Raw genomic sequence first — 23,560 nt, 5'->3', positions numbered from 1 at the left:
AGTTAGCTGTAGTGCGCAGTACCGTGACCATACTCGCGCATGGCCGCAGCATCAAGGCTCCAGCCGCATCTGTGGAGAAGTCATCACGATCACGTCCTCATCGATCCACAGCCGCGCACCGGTGACGCGGTCAGTATCCCGCCTCACCCCTAGATTGAAAACCTGCCGCACCACATGAAATCTGCCCGTTCGCGGGTCAAAAACTCGAGAACAGCCCGGCGCCACAGCAGCAGATCAATAACTGGCCCACCAGCGACAGCCCGTGGCAGCCAGGGGAAGGAACGGGGAGCTCGGAAAGCCATGGGAAACGTACTGTACATCCAGCTTGTCTCTCCCGTACTGGGGATGCCGGTACTCCTTGAGGTGGAGGCCGCAGAACCCGTTGGTGGGGCGGTGTTGGCAGCGGAACTTCACCGCCGCTGGCCAACGGTGCACTGGTTTTGGTCGGAGCGGGCCCTCGGGCAGGTAGACCGGCTGCCGCTTCGGGGCCGGATCTTGCTCGGTGATGCGCCGCTGGATCCGGCAGCGGTCCGCGGATCAGTGTCACCACGTCCGGGCAGTTCCCCGGTGCTGGTGGTACTGCGCGGCCCCGACCCGGGAGGTTCGCTGCACCTGCGACGCGGTGTTTATGCGCTGGGCCGGGGCGAGGTGGATTTATCCATTGGCGACCTCCAGCTCTCACGCCGACACGCTCTGCTGCGGGTGAGTGACACCTCCATCGTGCTCAGTGACGAGGGTTCGGCCAACGGGGTGTTTTTCGCCCAATTGCCCATCACCGAGCGACGGATACTCCTGGGAGACACCTTCACCGCCGGAACCAGTAGCTTTGCCGTACTTCCGGCACGCGGTATACCCGAGGGAAATCCGCGGTGGCCGCCGGAACCCGTAGTGATCGACGCAGCCGAACCAGGAAGTCGTTTAGCGATGTTGTTGGTTGGCGCGTTGGCTCCCCTGGGATTGGGCGTCGGGCTGTTTTTGATGACGCATAGCGTGTTCTTTCTGGCTTTTTCGGCCATCTCGCTGCTGACCGGAGGTTTGCCCGCGCTCATGATTTTGGGTGCTCGGAAACGCTTTCGTCGCGCGTGGATCGCCGCGACGCTGATGGATGCCGCACGACGCGAGGATCTCGCACCGCCGGTGGGCGCCGTGGCGGCGGGCCTTGCCGGGTCCAGCGCAGTGGACACCGATAGGCTTCCAGCGTTGGTGATCGGTCGCGGCAGGGGCAGTGCCTGGTTGAAGACCACCGGTGGTGCAGATCCCCCACCGCCAAAGACCTCTCACCGGCGTGGGGCGAAGCGTCGGGCGCGAAACCGCCGGCAGGATCATGTTCGGCGAGCGTCCGCCATCGATCCTTCGATGGCAATTGAACCCGGGGTCCTATCCGATTCCCCGGTGCTGTTGCGTCTGTCTGCCGGACGTGGGGTGTGGTTCAAGGGCACCGAGACGACGTGGGGTCCCGTGCTGCGGGCAGCCATCGTGAGGTGGCTTCCGCTGCTGAATTCTGGCGCGCTCCGGCTGGTGCTAGTGGGTCCCGCCGGTTTCCTTCCGGCGGAACTCCTGATGCTGGCCGGCGTCAGGGTCATCCCAACCGGCACCTCGCTGCCGCCCTCACCGCTGCCCACGATTGTGCTGCGCTGCTGCGCCACCGAGATGTACCAGAAATCGAACGATGAGCGGACGCAGATGCCCTCGGCGGGCAGCAGCTGGCTGTTTTGTGGTGGTCCCGATCCGGGCACCGAGGCGGAGATCCTCATCGATGTAACCGCACAGGCCGTGCTACTGCGATCCGAAGGGCGCGCTCATAACCCCTGGGCGTTGGGTCTCCCTGCCCCGGCCGGTGGCGGACGGCCCCGGTCATCGGTGTTGGGGCATGGACGTGGAATCACCGGTACCTACTCTCCCGCCGCGACGTCATCGAACGCTTCGCGCTCCCGGGATACCTCCGAGCAGCGGAGCGCCGGTTTTGATGCCGAACTTCACCCCGAGTTAGAGGGGATCTCGATGCGAGCGCTGGCAACCGCCATCTCTCTGTTGCTGCCTTCGGTCCTCGGTACAACCCAGGGCACCGGTATCTCCATCTCCGCAGTGAACCCCCGGGACGCAGCTAGCGGTCGAGGCGTTGATGGAGGTGTGATCGGCGAGCGAATCGAGGAGGTGCCCGGGAACGGTCACCGGCTTACTGCCATCATCGGCGATGGCGAGAGTGGTCCCTTGCCTCTGGATCTGGAGGCGGATGGGCCGCACCTTTTGATCGCGGGTACCACTGGCTCGGGGAAATCCGAGCTGCTCCGGACTCTTGTACTGGGTTTTGCCGCGGGGACGGCGCCCGATGAGCTGGCCTTCATGTTGGTGGACTTTAAGGGTGGGGCGACATTGGCGCCACTGAGCGCGCTACCTCATGTCCAGAACATCGTAACGGATCTGGATGCCGCCGCCGGGGAACGGATTTTAGAACTTCTTGGACACGAGCTGCATCGGCGTGAGAAGTTTCTGGCCAGCTACGGTGCCACCGATTGGAAGGATTTCCACCACACGCGCACCGCCTCGGATCCACCACTACCGCGCTTGGTGGTGGTCATCGACGAGTTTCGCGTCTTTGCCACGGAGCTCCCCGAGGCTCTGGAACGCATGGTTCACATTGCCACGGTCGGCAGGTCCCTGGGCGTTCATCTGGTGCTCAGCACTCAACGTCCGGCCGGAATCATCAGCGCACCACTGCGAGCCAACATCGGTACCGTGATCGCGCTTCGGACGATCGGCGAGTTCGAATCCAACGATCTGATCTCCACCGGAGCGGCGGCCCGACTGGATCCGGGCGTCCCGGGGATGGCGTATTTTCGTCGAGGAGCGGGCCCCGCGGAGTTATTCCGAGCTCGGGTGAATGCCCGGCCCAGCGTTCCGGCCGGGGTGCGCGCCTTCGGGTCGAACCTCGGCACCGAACTTTTTACTACGGCACTGGCCTTAAACTCCGGTTCTGCAGAGGACCCCGCCGATGCCACGGGGAAAGAACTGCAGTTGCTGGTGACAGCGATTCGAGCCCGCTACAAGGAGGTGGAGCCGGCAGTCAATCCGTTTTCGCCGGCGCTGGACGCCACGCTGGCCCGAATTCCGCGTTCGGTCGCCCGCCGGGTGCCGCTCGAACGGGGCATCGTGGGGCTGTTGGATCGTCCCGCGTTACCACAGCCCGAAGCGTTGGTTTTCGACCCTGCCCACACCCCCAGACTGATGGTCTGCGGTTTACCTGGGTCAGGGATCGAGAGAGTGCCAGAACTGCTGATCCATGCCGTCAATCAGCGCGGTCACGCGATTCCCGCCATGCTGCTCGATGGCAACGGGACCTTGGAATCACTCGGTGCGCATGGGGCCGTGGGCGGATACTTCGGTCCCGGGGACAGCTGGCGGATCAACGAGTTGCTGCTTCAACTGGGAAATCCTGAGTGTGTGGGCCAGGTTCTCTTGGTGGTCTGCGGGCTGGGAGGTTGGGCGCAGGTGTTGGAGGCGAATGCCTTCATGCGTCTTGAGGCCTTCCTGACCGGCTTTGCCCGGCTGGCGCCCCAGCTTGGTCGTGCGCTGGTGATCTGCGGGGATCGTGATCTCACCGGATCGCGTGCGGCCTCATTGTGCGAAACCCGATGGTATTTGCCCCGCGGAGCCGGCCCAGAGGTGATGATGGGTTGGCCCCCACTGCGCAAGGTATCCCCGCATGAGGGGCGTGGGATCGTGATTGCCCCGCAGGAGCCGGCTAAAGGTGTTGAGTTTCAATTGCTCGATGGGCCTCCGGATGGCAACCGGGCGGCCGAACCGCCTCCGAAGCTCTGGCTCCGTAATCTGGAATTACCGGATCGGCTCTCCAGCCGCGAGCTCCCTCGGCTCGAATGCCCAGGCACGTTACCTCCGGCCTTGGCCATCGGGGTGTGCGGCCCCGACAATGCTGCCTTCATCTGGTCCCCCGGATCCTGTGGGATCGTCATCGGGCGTGAGGGTGCGGGAAAGGAGAGCCTGATGAACCATCTGGCTTCATTGGGAGATTCGGAGGCGGGGCACACGGTACGTTTTCGCGAAAAGCAGCAGCTTCCCGCCGAGGCCAACGAGTTCCTCGCCGGGCATCCAGGGGTGTCGCGCGTTCTGCTTGAGCGTGCGGATAGGCGTGTGGGCGAAGCTTCGCGTGCCATTCAGGTTTTGCTCGGCGCGAATCTTCAGGTGCTACTCAGCGCGGAACCATCCGCCCGACTGCTCTTTGACTTGGGGCTCTCCGCCGTGGTGCGCGATCAGCGCTCGTTCTTGGTACTAGACCCGCAATTTGGAGCGGACGCTGACCCGAGTGGGTTCAGGCTTTCTCCCGTGGTCCGCAGCACACGAGGTCGGGCGCTGGTTTTTGATCACGGGATCATCAGACAGATCCAGTGTGTTAATCAAACACCCTCGGTAGCCGGGTAGGCCTTCGACTCCGCGGACACCGGGACACCGGCCGTGCTTAGTTTGCCGCCGGGGACTGCGTACCGGGACGGTCGCCCAAGAATGCCGTGACCCTCGGGTCAAAGAGCAGTACCGTGATGGCGGCAGCAGGAACCAACCAAGCCCACGCCATGAGTGCGTCACCGGATTGGAAATACGGGATCGCTAGAATAATTTGGAAGACCTGCCAGAACAATACTGCGGCACGCGTCCAGGCCCGACCCCGGAAGAAATGGTGAGCGACCAGCAATTGCCAGGTGCCCGCGATCACGATGAGCACCAGCATGAAGATTCGTGCCCCCATACCCAGCGCGCCTGCAGCTCCCAGTTGAAGTGCGTAGCTCAGTGCGTAGCCGAGTACCGCGAGGCCCTCTAGAAGCAACAGCACGGTAACGACCCACACCGAGAACGGGCGGTGCTGGGGCGAGGGGAGATTTGCGGTGGAGGCTGGCTGGTTAGTCACCCGTCAAATCTAGTACGGAGTCCATCCCGGACGCGAAGTGGCCGAAGCGCCCGAGGCACCAAGTGAGTCCAAAAGTGCCTCAGAACACCCTTGTCACAGCGAGGGAAACCTGTTAGTCACACTCTTGAAACTTGACCTTGTGACCAAGCACTCAAGGATGCGGAGCTATTTGCGACACGGGCCCCTTGTTTACGTGAACGTAACATGAAAACCTTGTTAGGCAGTCGTTCGGGTATAGCAATTCACCGGTCGCATTGCTTTTGCCCCGGCGGATTAGCTAGGGCGATCCCCCTCATTTTCCTACATTCAAGGAGCATCAACAAGCATGGATTGGCGTAGCCGCGCGGCTTGTCTGGACAAGGACCCGGAACTATTCTTCCCGGTAGGAAACACCGGACCGGCTCTGCTCCAGATTGAAGAAGCTAAAAGTGTCTGCCGACGGTGCCCCGTCGTGGACACCTGCTTGGCGTGGGCCATCGAATCCGGCCAAGATGCCGGTGTTTGGGGCGGTATGAGCGAAGACGAGCGTCGGGCGCTGAAGCGTCGGGCAGCCCGAGCACGCCGCGCTTCCTAATTCCAGCGGTGCTCCAGCACATTTCATCATGAGGGACCGGTTCGCAGGTGGACCGGCCCCTCTTTTGTTTTCCTGTGGCCCAGCGAACCAGCGAACCTCACAATGCTGCAACAACCGGGTGCAGCATCGTGTTGCGAGTTCCGCCTTCCCTTCCAGCACTGGTTACGATCAATAAGTGAGTGAACCACACATCGACCCCCGCATCGGAACAACGCTTGATGAGCGTTACCGCCTCGACGCACGCATCGCCGACGGCGGCATGGCCACCGTGTACCGCGCCATGGACGTGCGACTTCACCGCACCGTGGCAGTTAAGATTCTGCATGCCCACCTGACCTCCGACCCAGCGGTTTTGGAGCGCTTCGCTTCCGAAGCGATCATCGCTGCCGGTCTCACCCACGACAACATCGTGGGCATCATTGATCACCATGTCTCGCGCAATACCGCCTATCTGGTGATGGAGTACGTGCGCGGGTTGAACCTGCGCGAATCGCTTAACAGCCGAGGCCGTTACACCCCACGCCAGGCACTTGTGGTGCTCCAGGCCATCTGCACAGGGCTGTCGGTGGCGCACGAGGAAGGCATCGTGCACCGTGACATGAAGCCAGCCAACGTGCTGATCTCCGATGAGGGCCGCATCAAGGTTGCCGACTTTGGGCTGGCCCGGGCATCCTCCGCGCACACCAACGCCACCAACTTCTTCGGTACTGCCGCCTACATCTCCCCCGAGCTGGCCAAGGGTGAACCCTCGGATGAACGCAGCGACATCTATGCCGTGGGCATCATCGCCTATGAGCTGCTCACCGGCCGTCAGCCCTTCACCGCGGAAAGTGCCTATGGGCTGGCCTACAAGCACATCCACGATCAGACGCCCGCCCCGTCGGCCTCCGTACCGGGGTTATCTCCCGAGCTCGATGAGCTGGTGGCGTACTGCACGAATAAGGACCCCGAGGATCGGCCGCAGAATGCCACCTTCCTCCTCAGTGATCTGAAGCAGATCCACGACTCGCTTTCAAGCGCGCAGCTCGATCTGGGTTCGCAGACATTGGGCGGCATCAGGGACCTGATTCCGCCGGCGCTGAGCCCGCACACCTCCGTGCATGACCGGCTCGCCCAGGCTCAGGAGTACCGTGATTCGGCCGCCGGACGCATTCTGGCCTCGGGCGCCGACGCGGACTCCACCGTGGTGCAATCCCCCACTCACTCGGGCGCCAACCAGGACGATGCCACCCGAACGTTGGCGGGCATCGGGGAGCAGACCACGGTGCTGGGCAATGCCGAGCATACTCAGGTCTTTTCGGGTCAGTGGGACCAGACCAATCCGGCATCGGCAGCGGCCTCGGCAACCCAGGCGATCGCCGTCACCCCGCAACGGCCCATCTCCGCCCGGCAGGCCAAGAAGAACTCGAAGGCCGCCGAGCTGGCGTGGCGTAAGAATGCCCAGATCCCCACCCACGAGTTGGCACCAAGGTCCCCGGCACGCCGCAAATGGCTGATCGGCATCATCTTGACGCTGCTCATCGCGCTGGTCACCGCCGTCAGTCTGTTCTTCGGGATGGGACCCGGCGCACCCATTCAGATTCCACGACTCAGCGGCATGTCGCAGGATGCCGCCGTGGAACGGCTAGCAAAAGCCGGAGTGACGACCGACATCAACGAGGTATTTGACGAAGAGATCGGGCGCGGACTCGTGGTGGGAAGTGAACCCGTCGCAGGAGAAACTATCCGTCGATTTCAAGGTCTGACGCTCAAGATTTCCAAGGGGCCGGAGCTTTTTTCCGTGCCCGACGTTAAAGGTCAGCAACAAGCTGCCGCCGCCGAACAGCTCACGATCCGCAGCCTGGCACTGGGCAAGGTCACTCAGGAGTACTCGGAGGACGTGGCCGAGGGCCTGGTGATCAGCCAGAAACCAAAAAAGGGTGAGCAGCTGCGCCGCGATACTACCGTGGCGCTGGTGATCTCGCGTGGACCGGCACCGGTGGACGTCCCCGATGTGGGCGGCATGAGCGCGCAGGAGGCCGAGTCCGCGTTAAAAAACGCGGGGCTGAAGGGCTCTGCCGCACCCAAGGAATACAGCACCAGCGTTCCGGTTGGCACCGTCATCTCACAGGATCCCTCGAGTGGCACGGCGGAGCGTGGCTCTACGGTCACGTACGTGATTTCGCGCGGCCCACGGATGATCGATGTACCAAACGTGCAGGGCAAGCAGCTGACGCAGGCCCTCGCCGAGCTTGAAGCACTAGGTTTTGAGGTCGAGGTGCAGGAATTCTTGGGCGGCTTCTTTGGCACGGTGCGCTCACAAGATCCAGCTAACGGTAGCGCGCCGGAGGGCTCAACGATTCACCTCGTTGTGGTCTAGCCCCTGAGCCGGTCCGCTTGACGAGGTACCGAGCATGACCCCTCGGCGTACGGGCCAAGCACCTGGTGGTGCCGCCGGATCATGGTCAGTTCGGGCCTACCCGGATTTTGGGCGATCCACGCGCATCCCGGACACGGCAATGGCCGGGGCGCTGCACCTCACTGACTAAGAGTCAGGTGCAGCACCCCGGCCATCGGCTGGTGCATCGGCTGAGGCGATGCCGGCGGCCCCTAGTTAGGCGCGTGGTCCGCGCTTGGCCAGGGCCCCGGAGACCAAGAAGGCCATTTCCAAGGACTGCTTGTGGTTCAGGCGCGGGTCGCAGACCGACTCGTACAGGTCGTCGAACTGTTCCTGACGGATCGGATCGGCACCGCCCAGGCACTCGGCCACATCGTCGCCGGTCATTTCCACGTGCAGGCCACCGGGGAAGGTGCCCAGTGAATCGTGGACCTCGAAGAAGCCGCGAACCTCGTCCATGACGTCGTCGAACTTGCGCGTCTTGTAACCGTTCTCGGAGGTGACGGTGTTCCCGTGCATCGGATCGGTGACCCAGAGCACCTGGGCGCCGGAAGCGGTGACCTTCTCGACCAGGTTCGGCAGCTTCTCACGGATGTTCTTCGCGCCCATGCGGGTGATGAAGGTCAGGCGGCCCGGCTCGCGGTTCGGGTCAAGCTTCTCGATGAGCGCCAGGGCGTCCTCGGGTGTGGTGGTCGGGCCCAGCTTGACGCCGATCGGGTTACGCACCCGGGAGAGGAAGTCTACGTGTGCGCCGTCGAGCTGGCGGGTACGCTCACCGATCCAGAGGAAGTGCCCACTGGTGTCGTACGGCTGGGAGGTGCGTGAGTCGGTGCGGGTCAGCGCGCGCTCGTAGTCCAGCAGCAAGGCCTCGTGGGAGGCGAAGAACTCGGTGCGCTTCAGGGCCTCGAAGTCCGCTCCGCAGGCATCCATGAACTTCACCGCGCGGTCAATTTCGCCGGCGAGCTGCTCGTAGGCGGTGTGCGCGGGGTTTGCCATGAAGCCGGCGTTCCAAGAGTGCACCGAACGCAGGTCGGCAAAACCACCCTGGGTGAAGGCGCGGATCAGGTTCAGCGTGGCGGAGGAGGTGTTGTAGGCATCCACCATGCGGCGCGGATCGTGGGCGCGGGATTCGGGGGTGAACTCGTAACCGTTAACGATGTCGCCACGGAAGGCCGGGAGCGTCACGCCGTCGCGGGTTTCATCGTTGGAGGAACGCGGCTTGGCAAATTGCCCGGCCATGCGTCCCATCTTGATCACCGGCATCGAGGCGCCATAGGTGAGCACGACGGCCATCTGCAAGATGGTCTTCACGCGGGCGGAAATCTTATCCGCCGTGGCGTCGCCGAAGGTCTCGGCGCAGTCGCCACCCTGCAGCAGGAAGGCCTTGCCCTGTGCGGCAGCGGCCAGCCGCTCGCGCAGCACATCAACCTCGCCGGCAAAAACTAGCGGAGGGCGCGCGCCAAGGGCACTGACCGACTCCGCGTAGTGCGGGTGCTCGCTCCACGTCGGTTGCTGGGCAATGGGCAAGGAGCGCCAGATGTCCAGTGCTGGGTCGGCCGAGGGGCCCACCGCGGATTGTCCGGGCAATGAGGAAGTCGAAGATAGCTGAGTCACCATCCAAGCGTAAACCGCCGGGAGCTCACTTAAGCATTTAGTGCGTCATCCGCGACATGAATGGGTCACAGATCATTACGCGGGCGCTACTTCTTCTTGTTGGTCTCACGGCGTTCGGCGTCCAGCTTGGCCTTCACGGTGGCGGCATAGGTGTCGGCATATTCCTGACCGGAGAGGCGCATGATCGCGTACATAATTTCATCGGTCACCGAACGCTGGACAAACCTGTCCTGGCTCATCCCCGCATAGCGGGAGAAGTCCAAGGGTTCACCGATGATCATGCCAACACGACGAATCGAGGGTACGCGCTTGCCGATGGGTTGCACCTTGTCGGTCCCGATCATGGCCACCGGGATCACCGGGACTCCGGCTTCCAGTGCCAGTTTGGCCACCCCGAGTTTGCCGCGGTAGAGCCGGCCATCGGGGCTGCGGGTGCCCTCCGGGTAGATGCCCAGCAGGCTGCCATCCACCAGCGCCTGGGCACCGGCTCCCAGGGAATTGGCGCTGGCGGCCCCACCGGAACGGTCCATCGGAAGCTGGTTGATCATCCGGAAGAACCAGGCGGTGATGCGCCCCTTGATGCCCCGGCCGGTGAAGTAGTCCATTTTTGCCAGGAAGATGACCGGGCGGTCCACCGCCACGGGCAGGAAAATGGAGTCGGATACCGAGAGGTGGTTGCTGGCCAGGATCGCCCCGCCACTTTCGGGAATGTTCTCGATCCCCTTAACCCAGGGACGGAAGATCACGTTTACGAGCGGTCCGACGATAAACCGCTTCATAAAGAGGTAGAACATGCGGTGGGTGCCTTCCGGGCGCGGGTGAATGGTGAACAAATGAACGAAGAACCGCAGCGAGTTGGTGCGGCCGGCCGACGGCACCAGAGGGGCGCCGAGCCTTCGGCACCGATGATCCGGTTCTCCGTTAGGCTCTAACTGTAGGCAAAACAACGCGATCGGTCACACTCCCCGAGTGGAATTCCGCTGGAATTTTCGATGCGCGCCCCTCCGACACCACCTGGAGCGTCCCATGTCAGTTGATCCCGAGGCCGACGCCGGCCCCAATGCGCCGTTCCACCAGCGGGGTTCCAACGGTGCCGCGGTCTTGATATTGCACGGGTTCACCGCCGGTCCGGCCGGTCTACTGCCCTGGGCACGGTCCTTGGCCGATGCCGGGTACACCGTTGACCTGCCATTGTTACCCGGCCACGGCACCAGCTGGCAGGAGCTTTCCGGCATGAAGTACACCGAAATTCTTGCTGCGGCACAGCAGCGTTACGCGGCCCTGGCCGCTACTCACCGGCGGGTCTTTGTGGCCGGTCTGTCGATGGGTGGGGCGCTGGCGCTGAATCTTGCCGCGACCCATCAGGTCGCCGGGCTGGCGTTGGTGAATCCGGGGCTGAGCATCGCCTCCCCGCTGGCGCCCTTCACCGGGGTGCTGCGTCATCTGCTGCCCAGCGTGCCGGGCATCGCGAACGATATGGCCAAACCGGGAGGCGACGAACATGCCTATGCCCGTACCCCGGTGGCCGGTGTGCATCAGTTGCGCAAACTCTTCGCCGAGACCATCACACTGTTGCCACGGATCACCGCCCCGGTGCTGGTCTTCCGTTCGGATACCGACCACGTGGTACCCGAATCCAGCATGCGCACCCTGCGCCGCGGGCTATCGGAGCATGTCCACCTAGAGGTGAATCGATTGACGCGCAGCTACCACGTGGCCACGCTTGACTATGAGGCGGAGAGCATTTTCGCCCGCACCATCTCGTTCTTTCAGGAAGTGCAGCAGCAGCGGCCATGACCAATCCGTTTCACGAGCCGGCGGAGTCCGGCGATCCCGATGACCCCGTGTGGGAAGATTTGGTCCGTCGACTTCAGGACCCATCAGCGTCCCCCGATGGCCCACGGGCAGCCGACACGTCCGGGGCCGCGCCCGCGGACACGGCTCCGGGCACAGCTACGGATGCGCCTGCGGACGCGGCCACGCGAGGTCGCCCCGGTACCGGCGGCCCCGTAGACCCGAAGCTGTTCACCTTCCACCCGGCGCTGGGTGGCCCCCGCGATTATTCGGAACCCGAGGATGAGCACGACGGCGGCTTTGTGCCCGAGGATCCCCCGGCGCTGGGTTCGGGCAACCCGTTGCTGAATCTGGCCTGGATCGTTGCCGCCGGTGCCCCGCTGATGTTGCTGATCCTGGCCATCGTTTGGCGCCGGGCTCCGATGCCGTTGTGGATCGGGTTGGTGGTAGTGGCGGTCGCTGCCATCGTCTTCCTCTTCGCCCGTTTGCCCCGGCAGCGCCACGAGGGTGATGACGGAGCGCGCGTGTAGTTCATTCATCGCGCCGTGACCTCGCGCAAGGGCACCGTCCAAGTTTGCGCGGCACGGCAATTCACCGTATGTTACTAGTGAGTAATTAAATGTGATGCAAACCACTCTATGATGAGGGGTAGGACGTCACGATCGGGCTGGTCAGGCATCTGCCGCACCGCCTCGGAACCGAAGGAGCACCAAATGCAGGAACTCGCAGTCCCTCCAATGGTGGACACACCGCCGCAGAGCAACATCACCGATCTTTTGCTGCGCCACGCTCGCTCCGCGGCCAATCCGCCGCTGCTGGTGAAGCCGGGTCCCGATGGCAGCTGGATCGATATCTCCGCCACAGAATTCGCCGCCGATGCTGCCGCCCTGGCCAAGGGCTTCATCGCCTCGGGCATCGAACCCGGGGCCCGCATCGGACTGATGGCACGCACCCGCTACGAGTGGACGCTGGTGGACTTCGCCATCTGGTTCGCCGGCTGTGTCACGGTTCCGGTCTACGAGACCTCCTCCCCCAGCCAGGTCGCCTGGATCCTGGGCGATTCCCACGCCGTCGCGGCAGTGGTCGAGGCGCCACGCCACGAGAGCGTCGTCCGCCAGGCAGCTCACCAGGAGGGACTGGAGAAGCTCACGGACGTCTGGCAGATGGACGGCAGCGGCCTGGACGCGCTACGCAAGGCCGGTGCCGGCATCAGCGACGAGGTCTTGGAGGAACGCCGCAGCTCCACCAACATGGACTCGCTCGCCACCATCATCTACACCTCCGGCACCACCGGACGGCCCAAGGGCTGCGAGCTGACCCACTCGAACTTCGTCGCCCTGAGTGAGAACGCCGCAGCAGCCCTGCCCGAATGCGTTTATCCCGGCGCTTCCACCATCATGTTCCTGCCCCTGGCCCACGTTTTTGCGCGCTACATCTCGGTACTGTCCGTGGCCGCCGGCGTCAGGGTGGCCCACACCGCCGACGTGAAAAACCTGCTGCCGGATCTGCAATCCTTCCAGCCGAACTTCATTCTGGCGGTGCCGCGCGTCTTTGAGAAGGTCTACAACTCCTCGATGCTCAAGGCCGAGGACGGCGGCAAGGGCAAGATCTTCCATGCCGGAGCCGATGTCGCCATTGCGTTCTCCCGGGCCGAGGCCGCCGGCAAGATCCCGCTGGTCCTGAAGCTGAAGCACAAGCTCTTTGATGTCCTGCTTTACTCCAAGATCCGCACCGCCATGGGCGGAAAGGTGGTGCACGCCGTCTCCGGCGGCGCACCGCTGGGCGAACGGCTCGGGCACTTCTTCCACGGCATCGGACTGACCATCCTGGAGGGCTACGGCCTGACCGAGACCACCGCACCGATCACCGTCAACACCCCCACACACCTGAAAATCGGCACCGTGGGCCGGCCGCTGCCGGGCAACGCCGTGAAAATTGCCGACGACGGAGAGATCCTGGCCAAGGGCTTCTGCGTGATGCGCGGCTACTACAACCGCCCGGATCTTGAGGCGGAAACCTTTGTTGATGGTTGGTTCCGCACCGGTGACATCGGCGAGCTGGATGAAGAGGGCTTCCTGCGCATCACCGGGCGCAAGAAGGAAATCATCGTCACCGCCAGCGGCAAGAACGTCATCCCGGCCATGCTCGAGGACCAGATCCGCGCCGACTCGCTGGTCTCCCAGTGTGTTGTGGTGGGTGATGCCCGGCCATTCATCGCCGCGCTGATCACCCTGGACGTTGATGCGCTGCCGGGCTGGCTGGCCCGGCACCAGCTGCCAGCCGAAACCACGATCGCCCAGGCCGCGGAGCTGAGCCAGGTTCGCGAGGCGATCGCCGCTCTGGTGGAAAAGGCCAACACCACCGTCTCGAGGGCCGAGGCCATCAAGGAGTTCAGGATCGTGCCCACCGACTTCACCGAGGATTCGGGGCACCTCACCCCGTCGCTGAAGATCAAGCGCGCCCAGGTGCTCAAGGATTACGACGCCATCATTCAGGAGATCTACTCCGGCGCCAAGCCGCGCGCCTGATCAGAACACCACAGCCCGTGACGGGCTCCAACTACCGTGGGGCGGACATCAGCTGATGTCCGCCCCACGGTATGTGTGCTTACACTCTCCGGCGTCGGCCTACAGCGGCTCGTTGGCGCGAGGACTCATGCCCAGGGCCAACAGCGCGTTTTCCACCACTTCGCTCAGCGCCGGGTGGATCCAGAACGGGCCGCGGGCCATGGTGTTAACATCCATGCCGGAGTACATCGCCTGGATCAACGGCTGAATCAACAACGATGCCTCATGCCCCATGATGTGGGCGCCGAGCAGCAGACCGGTGTCCCGATGAGCCAGCAGCTTCACGATGCCTTCCTCGTCCTCCATGGCCCAGCCGTAGGCGGTGGACCCATAGGGCTGCACCACGCTCAGCACCCGATCCCCATGCTCGGCACGGGCCTGCTCCTCGGTGGCACCCACGTAGGCGATCTGCGGGTTGCTGAAGACCGCCGCCGGAACTGCCCTGCGATCCATGGTGCGCAGGGACTCGGGGTGCTCAAGATTGTTGATCACCACGCGGGCCTCGCGGTTGGCCACGTGCTTGAGCTGCTGCGTGTTGGCCACATCACCCATCCCGAAGAGCCCCTCGACCACCGCACCGTCGGCCAGGATACGCTGGTAGTCATCGACCACCAGCGAGCCGTCCGCGCGCATATCAAAGCCGAGCTCGCTCACCCCGAGCCCATGGGTGTTCGGCGTCCGACCGGTCGCCACCAGGACCGCATCGGCCTCCAATACGAAGGGCTGCCCGTCGCGTTCCAGATGGATGCTCAACACCTCACCTTCGCGGGTGATGCCGCTGAGCGCGGCGTTCAGCTCAACACCCCAGCGGGTGGTTGCGGCCTTCGTGAAGGCAGCGGAAATATCCGCATCCTGCCCGCGCATCAGGGCAGAAGAGCGGTTCACCTGAGTGACTTCACTGCCCAGAGCCGAGAAGACGGCAGCGAATTCGCTGGCGATGTAGCCACCACCCAGGATCACCAGGCGCTGCGGCAGGCGCTCCAGGCGCATGATGGTGTCGGAAGTGTGCACGCCGGGCAGGTTGATGCCCGGCGCCTGCGGCAGCACGGCGCGCGAGCCGGCAGCAATGACAATTTTCTCTGCGGTGATGCTCACCCCGCTGGCCGTGCGCAGCTCATGGGCCGAGACGAAGGAGACGTGTTCGGCATACAGCGTGACGTTTTCCAGCTCGTTGGCGCGGTAGTTCTTGCCCGCTTCCGAGATGGCGTCGATGCGCCCGAAGATGCGATCGCGCATGGCGGGCCAGTCGGCCCCCGCAAAACTCATCGAGACGCCCAGACGTTTCGCTTCGGCCACGGATGCGGCCAGCGCGGCGGGGTAAACGAACATCTTGGTGGGGATGCAGCCGACGTTTAGACAGGTGCCGCCAAAGATGCCGGCATCGATGATCGCCACTTTTTTGTTGTCCCAGAACTCGGTGATCAACGAGTTTCCGGATCCCGAACCGATGATGGCCAGATCGTAGTGCGCCATAGTGTTAACTTTGCTCCTCAAGGATGGACGAAATTTCTTCAACAAGTTGGTCGATGGCACGGCGGGCGGCCCGGCGCGGGGCCCTCGGGGTGAGCGCGGGCAGAGCCAGTGCCGGATCCAGCGGCAGCAGGACCACAGGGTTTTCCAAATCCGCGGGAAGTTGAAGGCCCGCGTCATGCGCGGAACCGAGGTTGATCACGAAGATGGTGCGCCCGGGCAGGGCGGGACGGTTATTTGAGATGAGCCAGCGCAACTTCTCGTCCAGCACTGAGGTGCTGGACGGATCCGCCGGGGAGACCAATACCAGCGCGTCGGTGTCCGTGAGCATCCCGGAGAATGCCGCGCGACTCAGTCCCGGCCCGGTGGCACGGATCTGCCAGCGTTTGGCTTCCGAGCGGTTCCCCAGCGCCGCGGCGACGGTGGTCGCCCCGGCGTGTTCGGCCAGCGAGACAATCGTGACGACACGCAGTTCTGGGACACCGGAAGGTGCCGGGATACGAGCTTTTGCGGCCGAAGCGGTGTCAGCGATGGGATTGGGCGTGGCTGTTTCGGGGTTATTCTCCGCAGCAGTGGCATGATCCGGGACAGGAACCGGCGTGTCAGTTGCTGCCTCGTCCTCCGGGGCGGGCTCGATGTCCGCAGTAGAAGCCACCTTCGGGGTGATTTTCGATTCTGTGCCGTCATTTGTAGCGGCCGGGGCCGGTGGATTTTCGGGTTCGAAATCCTGCGCCGAGTCCGTGATGCCAGCAGCGTCCTTCGACTCTTCGGTTTCCGTGTCGGCAGCCGCTTTCGTGGGGTCAGCGGCATCGGCACTCGACTCAAGGTCCTCAGCCGAATCCGGCGCTGGAGTAGTAGCTGGAGCTGGAGCTGTGACCGCAGCACTGGAAGTGGGCGCCTCGGGCGTGAGAACCTCGGGCGTGCGAGCATCGGGCGTGCCACCGACTGAGGGAACTTCAACTGGCTCCGGACTGACAACGCTCTGCTGGTCCGGCACCGGCATCTCAGCGGTGTCCCTCACCGCGGTGTTAAGAATCGCTTCCGTGTCTCGTCCAGCATCCGCGGCGGGATTGTTACTCCCCTGCGTCGACACCTCTTGCTGCACGGTGCTTGGCCGTTCTCGCCGCTTGAAGAACCGTGCAAAAAATCCTGACCCACTGCTGGCCATGGGACCCCACTCCTTCTGGCTGCACCGCATGATGGCGTCCGCCGGTTTGTCTTGATCTGCCGAGGTGATTGCACCGTCTCTCGCACCATAACACGCAAGCGAGGACGGATTCCGCAGCGCCCCCACGGTGGGAAAGGCAGCTACGGGTCCGTCCTCGCTTGAGGTTGTGAATAGGTGACGTCGGTTCTGACGACGGCTGTTGCCGTGTGTTGGTGACCGGCCGATGGTCTTCGGCGGGTCACCAACGGATCATTAGCGGCGGCTAGGCAGGGTCGATGACGATCAACAGATCCCCACCCTGTACCTGAGTGGTTCCGCCAATCGCCAAACGAGCCACGGTGCCGGCGACGGTGGAGGTGATCCCCGCCTCCATCTTCATCGCTTCGATGGTGGCAACGGTTCCACCCACCTCAATCGTGTCACCCACGGCAACCTGCGGGGTGACGGCGCCAGCAAACGGGGCGGCAATGTGGGCGGGGTTGGTTGTATCTGCCTTCTCCGCGGTCACCACGGTGGATTCCACCGATGCGTCGCGCACGCTCAGCTGACGGGACTGGCCGTTCAGCGTGACGGTCACGGTGCGCAGGCCCTTCTCATCGGGCTCCGAGATGGACTGCAAGATCACCAGCAGGCGGACCCCCTTACCCAGGGACACCACATGCTCACGGCCCTTGACCAGACCGTAGAGGTAGTCACGGGTGTGCAGCGTGGACACGTCGCCGTAGTTTTCAACCATCGTGTTGTAGTCACGCGTCGGGCCGGCAAAGAGCAGGCGGTTCAGCGTGGCGCGACGAGTCTCGGAATCCGCGTTCAGTGCCGCGGAGTCTTCGGCCAGCAATTGCTCAACGTGTGGACGCACCACACGCCCCTCCAACGCCTTGGAGCGGAACGGCTCGGGCCAGCCTCCCGGAGGATCGCCCAGTTCCCCGGAGAGGAACTGGATGACCGAATCCGGAATGTCGAAGGATTGCGGGTTCTTTTCAAACTCCACCGGGTCAACACCCATGCCCACCAGCTGCAGGGCCAAATCGCCCACCACCTTGGAGGACGGGGTGACCTTGACCAGTCGGCCCAGAATCGCGTTGGCCGCGGTGTACATGTCTTCGATGGCCTCGAAGCGCTCCCCCAGGCCCAGCGCGATGGCCTGCTGGCGCAGGTTGGAGAGCTGGCCTCCGGGGATTTCGTGGCGGTAGACGCGTCCGGTCGGAGCGGCAAGCCCGGATTCAAACGGTGCGTACATCGTGCGCACCGATTCCCAGTACGGTTCCAGCGAGGCGGCTGCCTCAAGGGAGATGCCGGTGTCGCGCTCGGTGTTCTCCAGCGCGGCAATCAGGGCCGAGGACGATGGCTGGGAGGTGGTCCCGGACATCGAGGCCGCGGCAACATCCACCGCGTCGACGCCAGCGTTGATCGCTGCCATCAGCGTGGCCGACTGGCCACCGGCGGTGTCGTGGGTGTGCAGGTGCACCGGCAGGTCAAAGCGTTCGCGCAGGGCGGTGACCAGTTTGGTGGCCGCCGCCGGGCGCAGCAGCCCGGCCATGTCCTTGATCGCCAGGATGTGTGCCCCGGCGTCAACAATCTGTTGTGCCAGATTCAGGTAGTAATCCAGCGTGTACAGATCTTCCTTGGGATCCAGCAGGTTACCGGTGTAGCACAGGGCCACCTCGGCCACGGCCGTACCCGTATCGCGTACCGCCTTGATGGCCGGAGCCATCTGTGAGACGTCGTTCAGCGCGTCAAAGATGCGGAAGATGTCGATGCCGGTGGCAGCGGCTTCCTTCACAAACGCGTCGGTGACCTCCGTCGGGTAGGGGGTGTAGCCAACGGTGTTGCGTCCGCGCAGCAGCATCTGCAACGGGATGTTCGGCAGTTCCGCACGCAAGAGCGCCAGTCGCTTCCACGGATCCTCGCCCAGGAAGCGCAGCGACACATCGTAGGTCGCACCTCCCCAGACCTCCATGGAGAACAGCTGCGGCATCACGTGAGCGTAGGCGGGTGCCGCGGCCAACAGGTCACGGGTTCGCACGCGGGTGGCCAGCAGCGACTGGTGCGCATCGCGGAAGGTGGTGTCGGTGACTGCCACGGCCGTGGAGTCACGCAGCGCCTTGGCAAAGCCCTCCGGGCCAAGTTCCAGCAGACGCTGGCGCCAGCCGGCGGCCGGCACCTGATCCGAGGGACCATCAAACGGGCTACGTTCGGGCTGTGACGCCTTATCTCCCGGGAAGGAGGGAAGCTTCTTGCGCGGATCGATGCCGTCAATGCGTTCACCGTTGGGCTGGTTGACCGTCACGTCGGCCAAAAACGCCAGCGCCTTGGTGCCACGGTCCTGTGACTTCTTGCCGGCGAGCAGTTCCGGGTGCGCGTCGATGAAGTCGGTGGCGGCCTCTCCGGCCAGGAACGTCGGGTCATCAAGCACGTTCATCAGGAACGGGATGTTCGTTGTCACACCGCGAACACGGAATTCTGCCAGGGCACGGCGGGCGCGAGCCACCGCGGTGGGGAAATCGCGTCCACGGCAGGTGAGCTTGACCAGCATCGAGTCAAAGTGCGGGGAGACTTCGGCGCCGGTGTAGATGGTGCCACCGTCCAAGCGCACGCCGGAGCCGCCGGCCGAGCGGTACACGGTGATGGTTCCGACGTCCGGGCGGAAGCCGTTGGCCGGGTCCTCGGTGGTGATACGCGACTGCAGGGCAACGCCGCGGATCTGCAGCTCGTCCTGGCGGATCCCCAGCTCTTCGAGCGTTTCACCGGCGGCAATCCGCATCTGCGCCTGCACCAGGTCAACGTCGGTGATTTCTTCGGTGACGGTGTGCTCCACCTGGATGCGCGGGTTCATCTCGATGAACACGTGCTGACCGGCGCGCTCGCCCACGGTATCGACCAGGAACTCCACGGTTCCGGCATTCTGGTACTTCAGCGACTTGGCGAACTTCACGGCATCGGAGTAAAGAGCCTGGCGGATCTTCTCGTCCAGGTTCGGTGCCGGAGCGATCTCGATGACCTTCTGGTGCCGGCGCTGCAGCGAGCAATCACGCTCAAAGAGGTGAACGACGTTGCCATGCTCATCGGCCAGGATCTGGACCTCGATGTGACGCGGACGCAGCACCGCCTGTTCAACGAACATCGTGTCATCACCAAAGGCGCTTGCTGCTTCGCGCATCGCCGCGGAGAGTGACTCGGCCAGTTGATCGCGGCTATCCACGCGGCGCATGCCTCGCCCGCCGCCGCCGGCGACTGCCTTAACAAAGACCGGGAAGCCGATCTTGTCGGCCTCGGCGGTGAGGTACTCAACATCGGAGCTCGGCTCCGAGGACTGCAGCACGGGGATTCCCGCCGCACGGGCAGCGCGCAGGGCTTCGACCTTGTTACCGGCCATCTCAAGGATCTCCGCGGCCGGGCCAATGAACTTAATCCCTGCTTCGGCCGCAGCACGGGCCAGATCAGGGTTTTCCGACAGGAATCCGTACCCCGGGTAAATGGCATCCGCGCCGGCTTCCTTAGCCACACGGATGACCTCGTCCACATCCAGGTAGGCACGTACCGGGTGGCCTTCTTCGCCAATACGGTACGCCTCATCAGACTTTTGACGGTGGATCGAGTTGCGATCCTCGTAGGGGTATACGGCGACGGTCTTCGCGCCCAGCTCGTAGCCGGCACGGAAGGCGCGGATGGCGATCTCGCCGCGGTTGGCTACCAAGATCTTAGTAAACATGGTGCTCCTGCGAAATGATAAAAGGGGGGTGAATGACGCACGCATATCTCAGGTCGTGAGTTTGCGACGTTGGGGCCGCAGTAGTCGCTGGCGCCCCACGTCACACCCTACAGTGACCGCGCACACGCACCGCAAAAGATTGCGTGAGGTACGAAACACTGGTGTCAGTCGCTCATTTTGGATGGTGTCGGCAAAGCCTCCGGAACCCGATTATGATGTTGAGGGAACCAATCGTTTAGTCGCGAGCAACTAACAGTAGAAAAGGGCGTGGTCAGTTCCGTGCAGGTAGTGAGCATTAGCAGCCTTAAAGGTGGCGTAGGCAAGACCTCCGTTACATTGGGGCTTGCTTCGGCCGCCCTAGCCGCTGGTATACCCACACTCGTTATCGACCTTGATCCACATGCCGATGCCAGCACTGGTCTGGGAGTTCGAGCCGAGGGCAAGTTGACGATCGGGCGCATGCTGAAAAATGCGCGTAAGGCGAATCTGTCTGACAACATCGTCTCCAGCTCATGGCAGGCCAAGGCCATCTCCAAGCGTTCGCTGACCCGTGTTCCGGTATTGGATGTAGCGGTGGGCGATGCCTACACCGGTATTTACGACCGCCCAGATTTACGCGCTCGCGATCTGCGTCGACTCACTCAGTTACTTTCTAAGACCTCGGGTTACGCGCTGGTGCTGGTTGATTGCCCGCCTTCGCTGAACGGGTTGACTCGAATGGCGTGGAGTGCGAGTGATCGGATCATGCTGGTTGCCGAGCCGTCGCTCTTCTCCGTGGCAGGTACCGAACGTACCCAGCGCGCCCTAGAAATGTTCCGCAAGGAATATGCACCGGATCTTGGCCGCATCGATGTTGTCGCTAACCGCGTCCGCAAGGATTCCGATGAGCACCGCTTCCGCCTGACCGAGATGCGCTCCATGTTCGGTGCTTCGGTCTTGAGCCCGGAGTTGCCCGAGTTTGCCGATTGGCAGCAGATCCAGGGTGCCGCCTATTCGGTGCACCAGTGGCCAGGTCGCCCCGCGCAAAAGACCGCAGGGCTCTTTGATGAGCTGCTGCGGAACATCACCGACTCCCCCAAGAAGTAGCTACATCCCAGTACACACAAGACCGCTTCGCCGTGAGATAAGCATCTTCAAGTCACGGCGAAGCGGTCCTTTGCCGTCCCGATGCTTTCCTGCACCCGGTCCGTCAATCGGCCATCGACGATCACCGAACCTAAAGAAATGGGCCGGGGTGTTACTCACGTGTAGACGTGAGTAACACCCCGGCCCATCTCATTGACGAGGATTGGAGCGGCAACGGACCTAGCTGGCCGAGCGCTTCGCGGCCCGGCGCAGGGACAACTCGTCCTGCGGTAATTCTTCGCTGGCTCGTTCACTGGGCAGCTGCGACAAGGATCCTTCAACTTCGCGCCAGACCCGGCCGACGGCGATACCAAACACGCCCTGTCCGCCCTGCACCAGGTCGATGACCTCATCCGCGGAGGTGCATTCATAGACCGACGCGCCATCGCTCATCAGCGTAATCTGGGCCAGATCTTCAACACCGCGTTCACGCAGGTGTTCCACGGCGCTGCGGATCTGTTGCAGGGACACGCCCGTGTCCAGCAGGCGCTTCACGACCTTGAGCACCAAGATGTCACGGAAACCGTAGAGGCGCTGAGTCCCGGAACCGCTGGCCTCGCGCACGGCTGGCTCAACCAATCCGGTTCGGGCCCAGTAGTCGAGTTGGCGGTAGGTGATTCCCGCGGCCTTGCACACGATGGGACCGCGGTAGCCCGCGTCCTCATCAAGCACCGGAAGGTCCTCGGTGAAGAGAAGTCCTTGGGTATTGTGCTGCGAGGTGGCATGCCTAAGGGGCGTTGCGCGTTGGTCGTCCGTGGGATTCATTGGAATCTCCTTGCTCAAGCATCCCCGTGAGGGAAGGAGGCCTGCCGGGCGTGGGACGATTTCTTTGCGAGTGAAACCGAGAACCGCAGAAGGGCAGACCTTAGTAAACTTATGCTTCGACGGTACGACTACATTGGGGCCGCGTCAAAGACCTTCAAGCTTAACTTGAGGCGTGTCGCGCACAGCCGCCTATTTATCAAAATCTTCTGGCTCAACTTCGTTGAGGAATTCACGGAATTCGCGCACCTGATCTTCTTCGCCCTCGGCAACCTCTGCGTCATCGGAAACAAGTACCGAAGCTTCATCAAGCACCTTGTCATCACACAGAATGGGACATTGCGCGCGCAAGGCCAGGGCAATGGCATCCGAGGACCTGGCATCAACCCGCACATCGTCGGCAAACACCAATTCGGCGGTGAAAACGGCGTTTAGCACCGAAATGATCTCGACGCGGATCAACGGGGTACCCAGGGCGTGGAAGGTGGAAATCATCAAATCATGAGTCAGCGGGCGGGGCGGAACAATGCCCTGCTGGAACATAGCAATCGCCGAAGCTTCCGGCGCACCGATCCAAATGGGAAGGTGTCGCGCCGAGTGAATTTCCTTGAGTAGGACCAATGGCTGGTTGGAGGGAAGTTCGATGCGTACTCCCACAACTTCAAGTTCGTGCATGGTTCCGCTCCTAACTCGGGGCAACTGCTATCGGCAGTCACCGGGTCCCAACTAGTGGTCCATTTTTGCGATGGCTCCATTAACAAGCGCTCCGTGCAGAGCCATGCAGGCGTCGCTGATCTCCCGAGCGGTTTCCGCTGCTCGCGCTCGTGAGGCCATATCGCCGCGGCTACGCTGCGGGGCAACTACCCCCTCAACGAGTCCTACCTCGCGATCGGCCGCCGCCCGGAAGGCGCGTAGATGCCGTGGTTCGATGCCATGACCCGCCAGAGCCGCCGAGGCAACAGCGATCTTTTGTGCATGCTCATCAAATCGGTCGTTCTCCGGCACAATCATGCCGAAGGCCACTAGGTCTTCAATTAATTCGATGCTGCCACCACACAGACCCTGCAACTCGGCCTTAGTGACCGGTCGGGTGCGAGCCACCAAGTCCCGGGTCATCTGCTCGCTGATGCTACGTGGGGCCAGGGTGTGTCCGCCGGGCAGCTGCTCGGGGCGATCTCCCCGGTCAACGGCATCCAAGTAGTCCTTGATGACCTTCAACGGCAGGTATTGGTCTCGTTGCAGACCCAAAATGAAGCGCAATCGACCAACGTCATCGGGCAGGTATTTGCGATACCCGGCCGATGTCCGCTGTGGTGTGAGCAGTCCCTTTTCCTCGAGGAAGCGAATCTTCGAGGCGGTGACCTGCGCGAACTCCTCATGTAGCTCAGAGAGGACCTCGCCGATATTAAGCGCTACGGCGCGCTGAGAATCGCCGGCTACTACTGCCAGTCGCGGGTTTCGGGCTGCCTGAATCACTAG

16 protein-coding genes are annotated in these 23,560 nt (G+C 63.1%); 7 read left to right on the top strand and 9 right to left on the bottom strand.

From position 1 onward, the window contains the following. The first annotated feature begins 300 nt into the window (after window positions 1-300). On the top strand, window positions 301-4,437 hold the full coding sequence (locus KUF55_RS06210; protein WP_218818320.1) for an FtsK/SpoIIIE domain-containing protein: 4,137 nt from the start codon (window positions 301-303) through the stop codon (window positions 4,435-4,437). Between the two features lie 37 nt (window positions 4,438-4,474). Here KUF55_RS06210 and KUF55_RS06205 read toward each other — a convergent pair whose 3' ends face one another. Continuing rightward, complete coding sequence (locus KUF55_RS06205; protein WP_218818319.1) at window positions 4,475-4,918, bottom strand: hypothetical protein; 444 nt, start codon at window positions 4,916-4,918, stop codon at window positions 4,475-4,477. Between the two features lie 325 nt (window positions 4,919-5,243). Between KUF55_RS06205 and KUF55_RS06200 the strand changes: the two genes are divergently transcribed. Next, complete coding sequence (locus KUF55_RS06200; RefSeq protein ID WP_007271814.1) at window positions 5,244-5,492, top strand: WhiB family transcriptional regulator; 249 nt, start codon at window positions 5,244-5,246, stop codon at window positions 5,490-5,492. Window positions 5,493-5,667: 175 nt separating this feature from the next. Continuing rightward, window positions 5,668-7,851 (top strand): Stk1 family PASTA domain-containing Ser/Thr kinase, encoded by a 2,184-nt coding sequence (locus KUF55_RS06195; protein WP_218818318.1) that lies wholly within the window; start codon window positions 5,668-5,670, stop codon window positions 7,849-7,851. Between the two features lie 234 nt (window positions 7,852-8,085). Here the strand turns inward: KUF55_RS06195 and KUF55_RS06190 are convergent, their stop codons facing one another. After that, window positions 8,086-9,486, bottom strand: coding sequence for a class II 3-deoxy-7-phosphoheptulonate synthase (locus KUF55_RS06190; RefSeq protein WP_132364701.1), 1,401 nt, complete (start codon window positions 9,484-9,486; stop codon window positions 8,086-8,088). An 83-nt stretch (window positions 9,487-9,569) separates the two neighbouring features. Then, on the bottom strand, window positions 9,570-10,277 hold the full coding sequence (locus KUF55_RS06185) for a 1-acyl-sn-glycerol-3-phosphate acyltransferase (RefSeq protein WP_218818317.1): 708 nt from the start codon (window positions 10,275-10,277) through the stop codon (window positions 9,570-9,572). A 232-nt stretch (window positions 10,278-10,509) separates the two neighbouring features. On the opposite strand from KUF55_RS06185, the gene KUF55_RS06180 reads away from it, so the two are divergent. The 3 genes from KUF55_RS06180 (at window position 10,510) to KUF55_RS06170 (ending at window position 13,805) form a co-directional block, all read left to right on the top strand. After that, entirely contained in the window at window positions 10,510-11,280 is a 771-nt protein-coding gene (locus KUF55_RS06180; RefSeq protein WP_132364699.1) for a carboxylesterase, read from the top strand. After that, window positions 11,277-11,807 carry a hypothetical protein gene (locus KUF55_RS06175; RefSeq protein ID WP_218818316.1) on the top strand — a complete coding sequence of 177 codons (531 nt, stop codon included), beginning with the start codon at window positions 11,277-11,279 and terminating at the stop codon, window positions 11,805-11,807. Before KUF55_RS06180 ends, KUF55_RS06175 begins: the two co-directional genes overlap by 4 nt. 183 nt (window positions 11,808-11,990) lie before the next feature. Next, window positions 11,991-13,805, top strand: coding sequence for a long-chain fatty acid--CoA ligase (locus KUF55_RS06170; protein WP_218818315.1), 1,815 nt, complete (start codon window positions 11,991-11,993; stop codon window positions 13,803-13,805). A gap of 99 nt (window positions 13,806-13,904) precedes the next feature. Here the strand turns inward: KUF55_RS06170 and KUF55_RS06165 are convergent, their stop codons facing one another. The 3 genes from KUF55_RS06165 to KUF55_RS06155 form a co-directional block, all read right to left on the bottom strand. Next, window positions 13,905-15,317, bottom strand: coding sequence for a mycothione reductase (locus tag KUF55_RS06165; protein WP_218818314.1), 1,413 nt, complete (start codon window positions 15,315-15,317; stop codon window positions 13,905-13,907). 4 nt (window positions 15,318-15,321) lie between these two features. Further along, window positions 15,322-16,482, bottom strand: a complete 1,161-nt coding sequence (locus KUF55_RS06160) for a hypothetical protein (protein ID WP_218818313.1) — start codon at window positions 16,480-16,482, stop codon at window positions 15,322-15,324. 262 nt (window positions 16,483-16,744) lie between these two features. Beyond that, window positions 16,745-20,194 (bottom strand): pyruvate carboxylase, encoded by a 3,450-nt coding sequence (locus KUF55_RS06155; RefSeq protein ID WP_218818312.1) that lies wholly within the window; start codon window positions 20,192-20,194, stop codon window positions 16,745-16,747. Window positions 20,195-20,461: 267 nt separating this feature from the next. Here KUF55_RS06155 and KUF55_RS06150 point away from each other — a divergent pair, with 267 nt between their 5' ends. Continuing rightward, entirely contained in the window at window positions 20,462-21,280 is an 819-nt protein-coding gene (locus KUF55_RS06150; RefSeq protein ID WP_218818311.1) for a ParA family protein, read from the top strand. 219 nt (window positions 21,281-21,499) lie between these two features. On the opposite strand, the gene KUF55_RS06145 is transcribed toward KUF55_RS06150, so the two are convergent. The 3 genes from KUF55_RS06145 to KUF55_RS06135 all read right to left on the bottom strand — a co-directional run bounded on the left by KUF55_RS06145 (window position 21,500) and on the right by KUF55_RS06135 (window position 23,557). Continuing rightward, window positions 21,500-22,084 (bottom strand): MerR family transcriptional regulator, encoded by a 585-nt coding sequence (locus tag KUF55_RS06145; protein ID WP_132364687.1) that lies wholly within the window; start codon window positions 22,082-22,084, stop codon window positions 21,500-21,502. A gap of 189 nt (window positions 22,085-22,273) precedes the next feature. Next, complete coding sequence (locus tag KUF55_RS06140; RefSeq protein ID WP_132364685.1) at window positions 22,274-22,756, bottom strand: bifunctional nuclease family protein; 483 nt, start codon at window positions 22,754-22,756, stop codon at window positions 22,274-22,276. Window positions 22,757-22,807: 51 nt separating this feature from the next. Next, window positions 22,808-23,557 (bottom strand): MerR family transcriptional regulator, encoded by a 750-nt coding sequence (locus tag KUF55_RS06135; RefSeq protein ID WP_370630962.1) that lies wholly within the window; start codon window positions 23,555-23,557, stop codon window positions 22,808-22,810. Between the last annotated feature and the right edge of the window lie 3 nt (window positions 23,558-23,560).

The sequence above is a fragment of the Paeniglutamicibacter sp. Y32M11 genome, assembly GCF_019285735.1.
Lineage (GTDB): Bacteria > Actinomycetota > Actinomycetes > Actinomycetales > Micrococcaceae > Paeniglutamicibacter.
This window is presented reverse-complemented; position numbering and strand designations above follow the sequence as displayed.

Bases quoted from the DNA above. Each gene is read 5' to 3' on its own strand.
- KUF55_RS06210 (WP_218818320.1), top strand. From the start codon at position 301: ATGGGAAACGTACTGTACATCCAGCTTGTCTCTCCCGTACTGGGGATG.
- KUF55_RS06200 (WP_007271814.1), top strand. From the start codon at position 5,244: ATGGATTGGCGTAGCCGCGCGGCTTGTCTGGACAAGGACCCGGAACTA.
- KUF55_RS06190 (WP_132364701.1), bottom strand. From the start codon at position 9,486: ATGGTGACTCAGCTATCTTCGACTTCCTCATTGCCCGGACAATCCGCG.
- KUF55_RS06185 (WP_218818317.1), bottom strand. From the start codon at position 10,277: ATGTTCTACCTCTTTATGAAGCGGTTTATCGTCGGACCGCTCGTAAAC.
- KUF55_RS06180 (WP_132364699.1), top strand. From the start codon at position 10,510: ATGTCAGTTGATCCCGAGGCCGACGCCGGCCCCAATGCGCCGTTCCAC.
- KUF55_RS06175 (WP_218818316.1), top strand. From the start codon at position 11,277: ATGACCAATCCGTTTCACGAGCCGGCGGAGTCCGGCGATCCCGATGAC.
- KUF55_RS06170 (WP_218818315.1), top strand. From the start codon at position 11,991: ATGCAGGAACTCGCAGTCCCTCCAATGGTGGACACACCGCCGCAGAGC.
- KUF55_RS06165 (WP_218818314.1), bottom strand. From the start codon at position 15,317: ATGGCGCACTACGATCTGGCCATCATCGGTTCGGGATCCGGAAACTCG.
- KUF55_RS06160 (WP_218818313.1), bottom strand. From the start codon at position 16,482: ATGGCCAGCAGTGGGTCAGGATTTTTTGCACGGTTCTTCAAGCGGCGA.
- KUF55_RS06155 (WP_218818312.1), bottom strand. From the start codon at position 20,194: ATGTTTACTAAGATCTTGGTAGCCAACCGCGGCGAGATCGCCATCCGC.
- KUF55_RS06145 (WP_132364687.1), bottom strand. From the start codon at position 22,084: ATGAATCCCACGGACGACCAACGCGCAACGCCCCTTAGGCATGCCACC.
- KUF55_RS06140 (WP_132364685.1), bottom strand. From the start codon at position 22,756: ATGCACGAACTTGAAGTTGTGGGAGTACGCATCGAACTTCCCTCCAAC.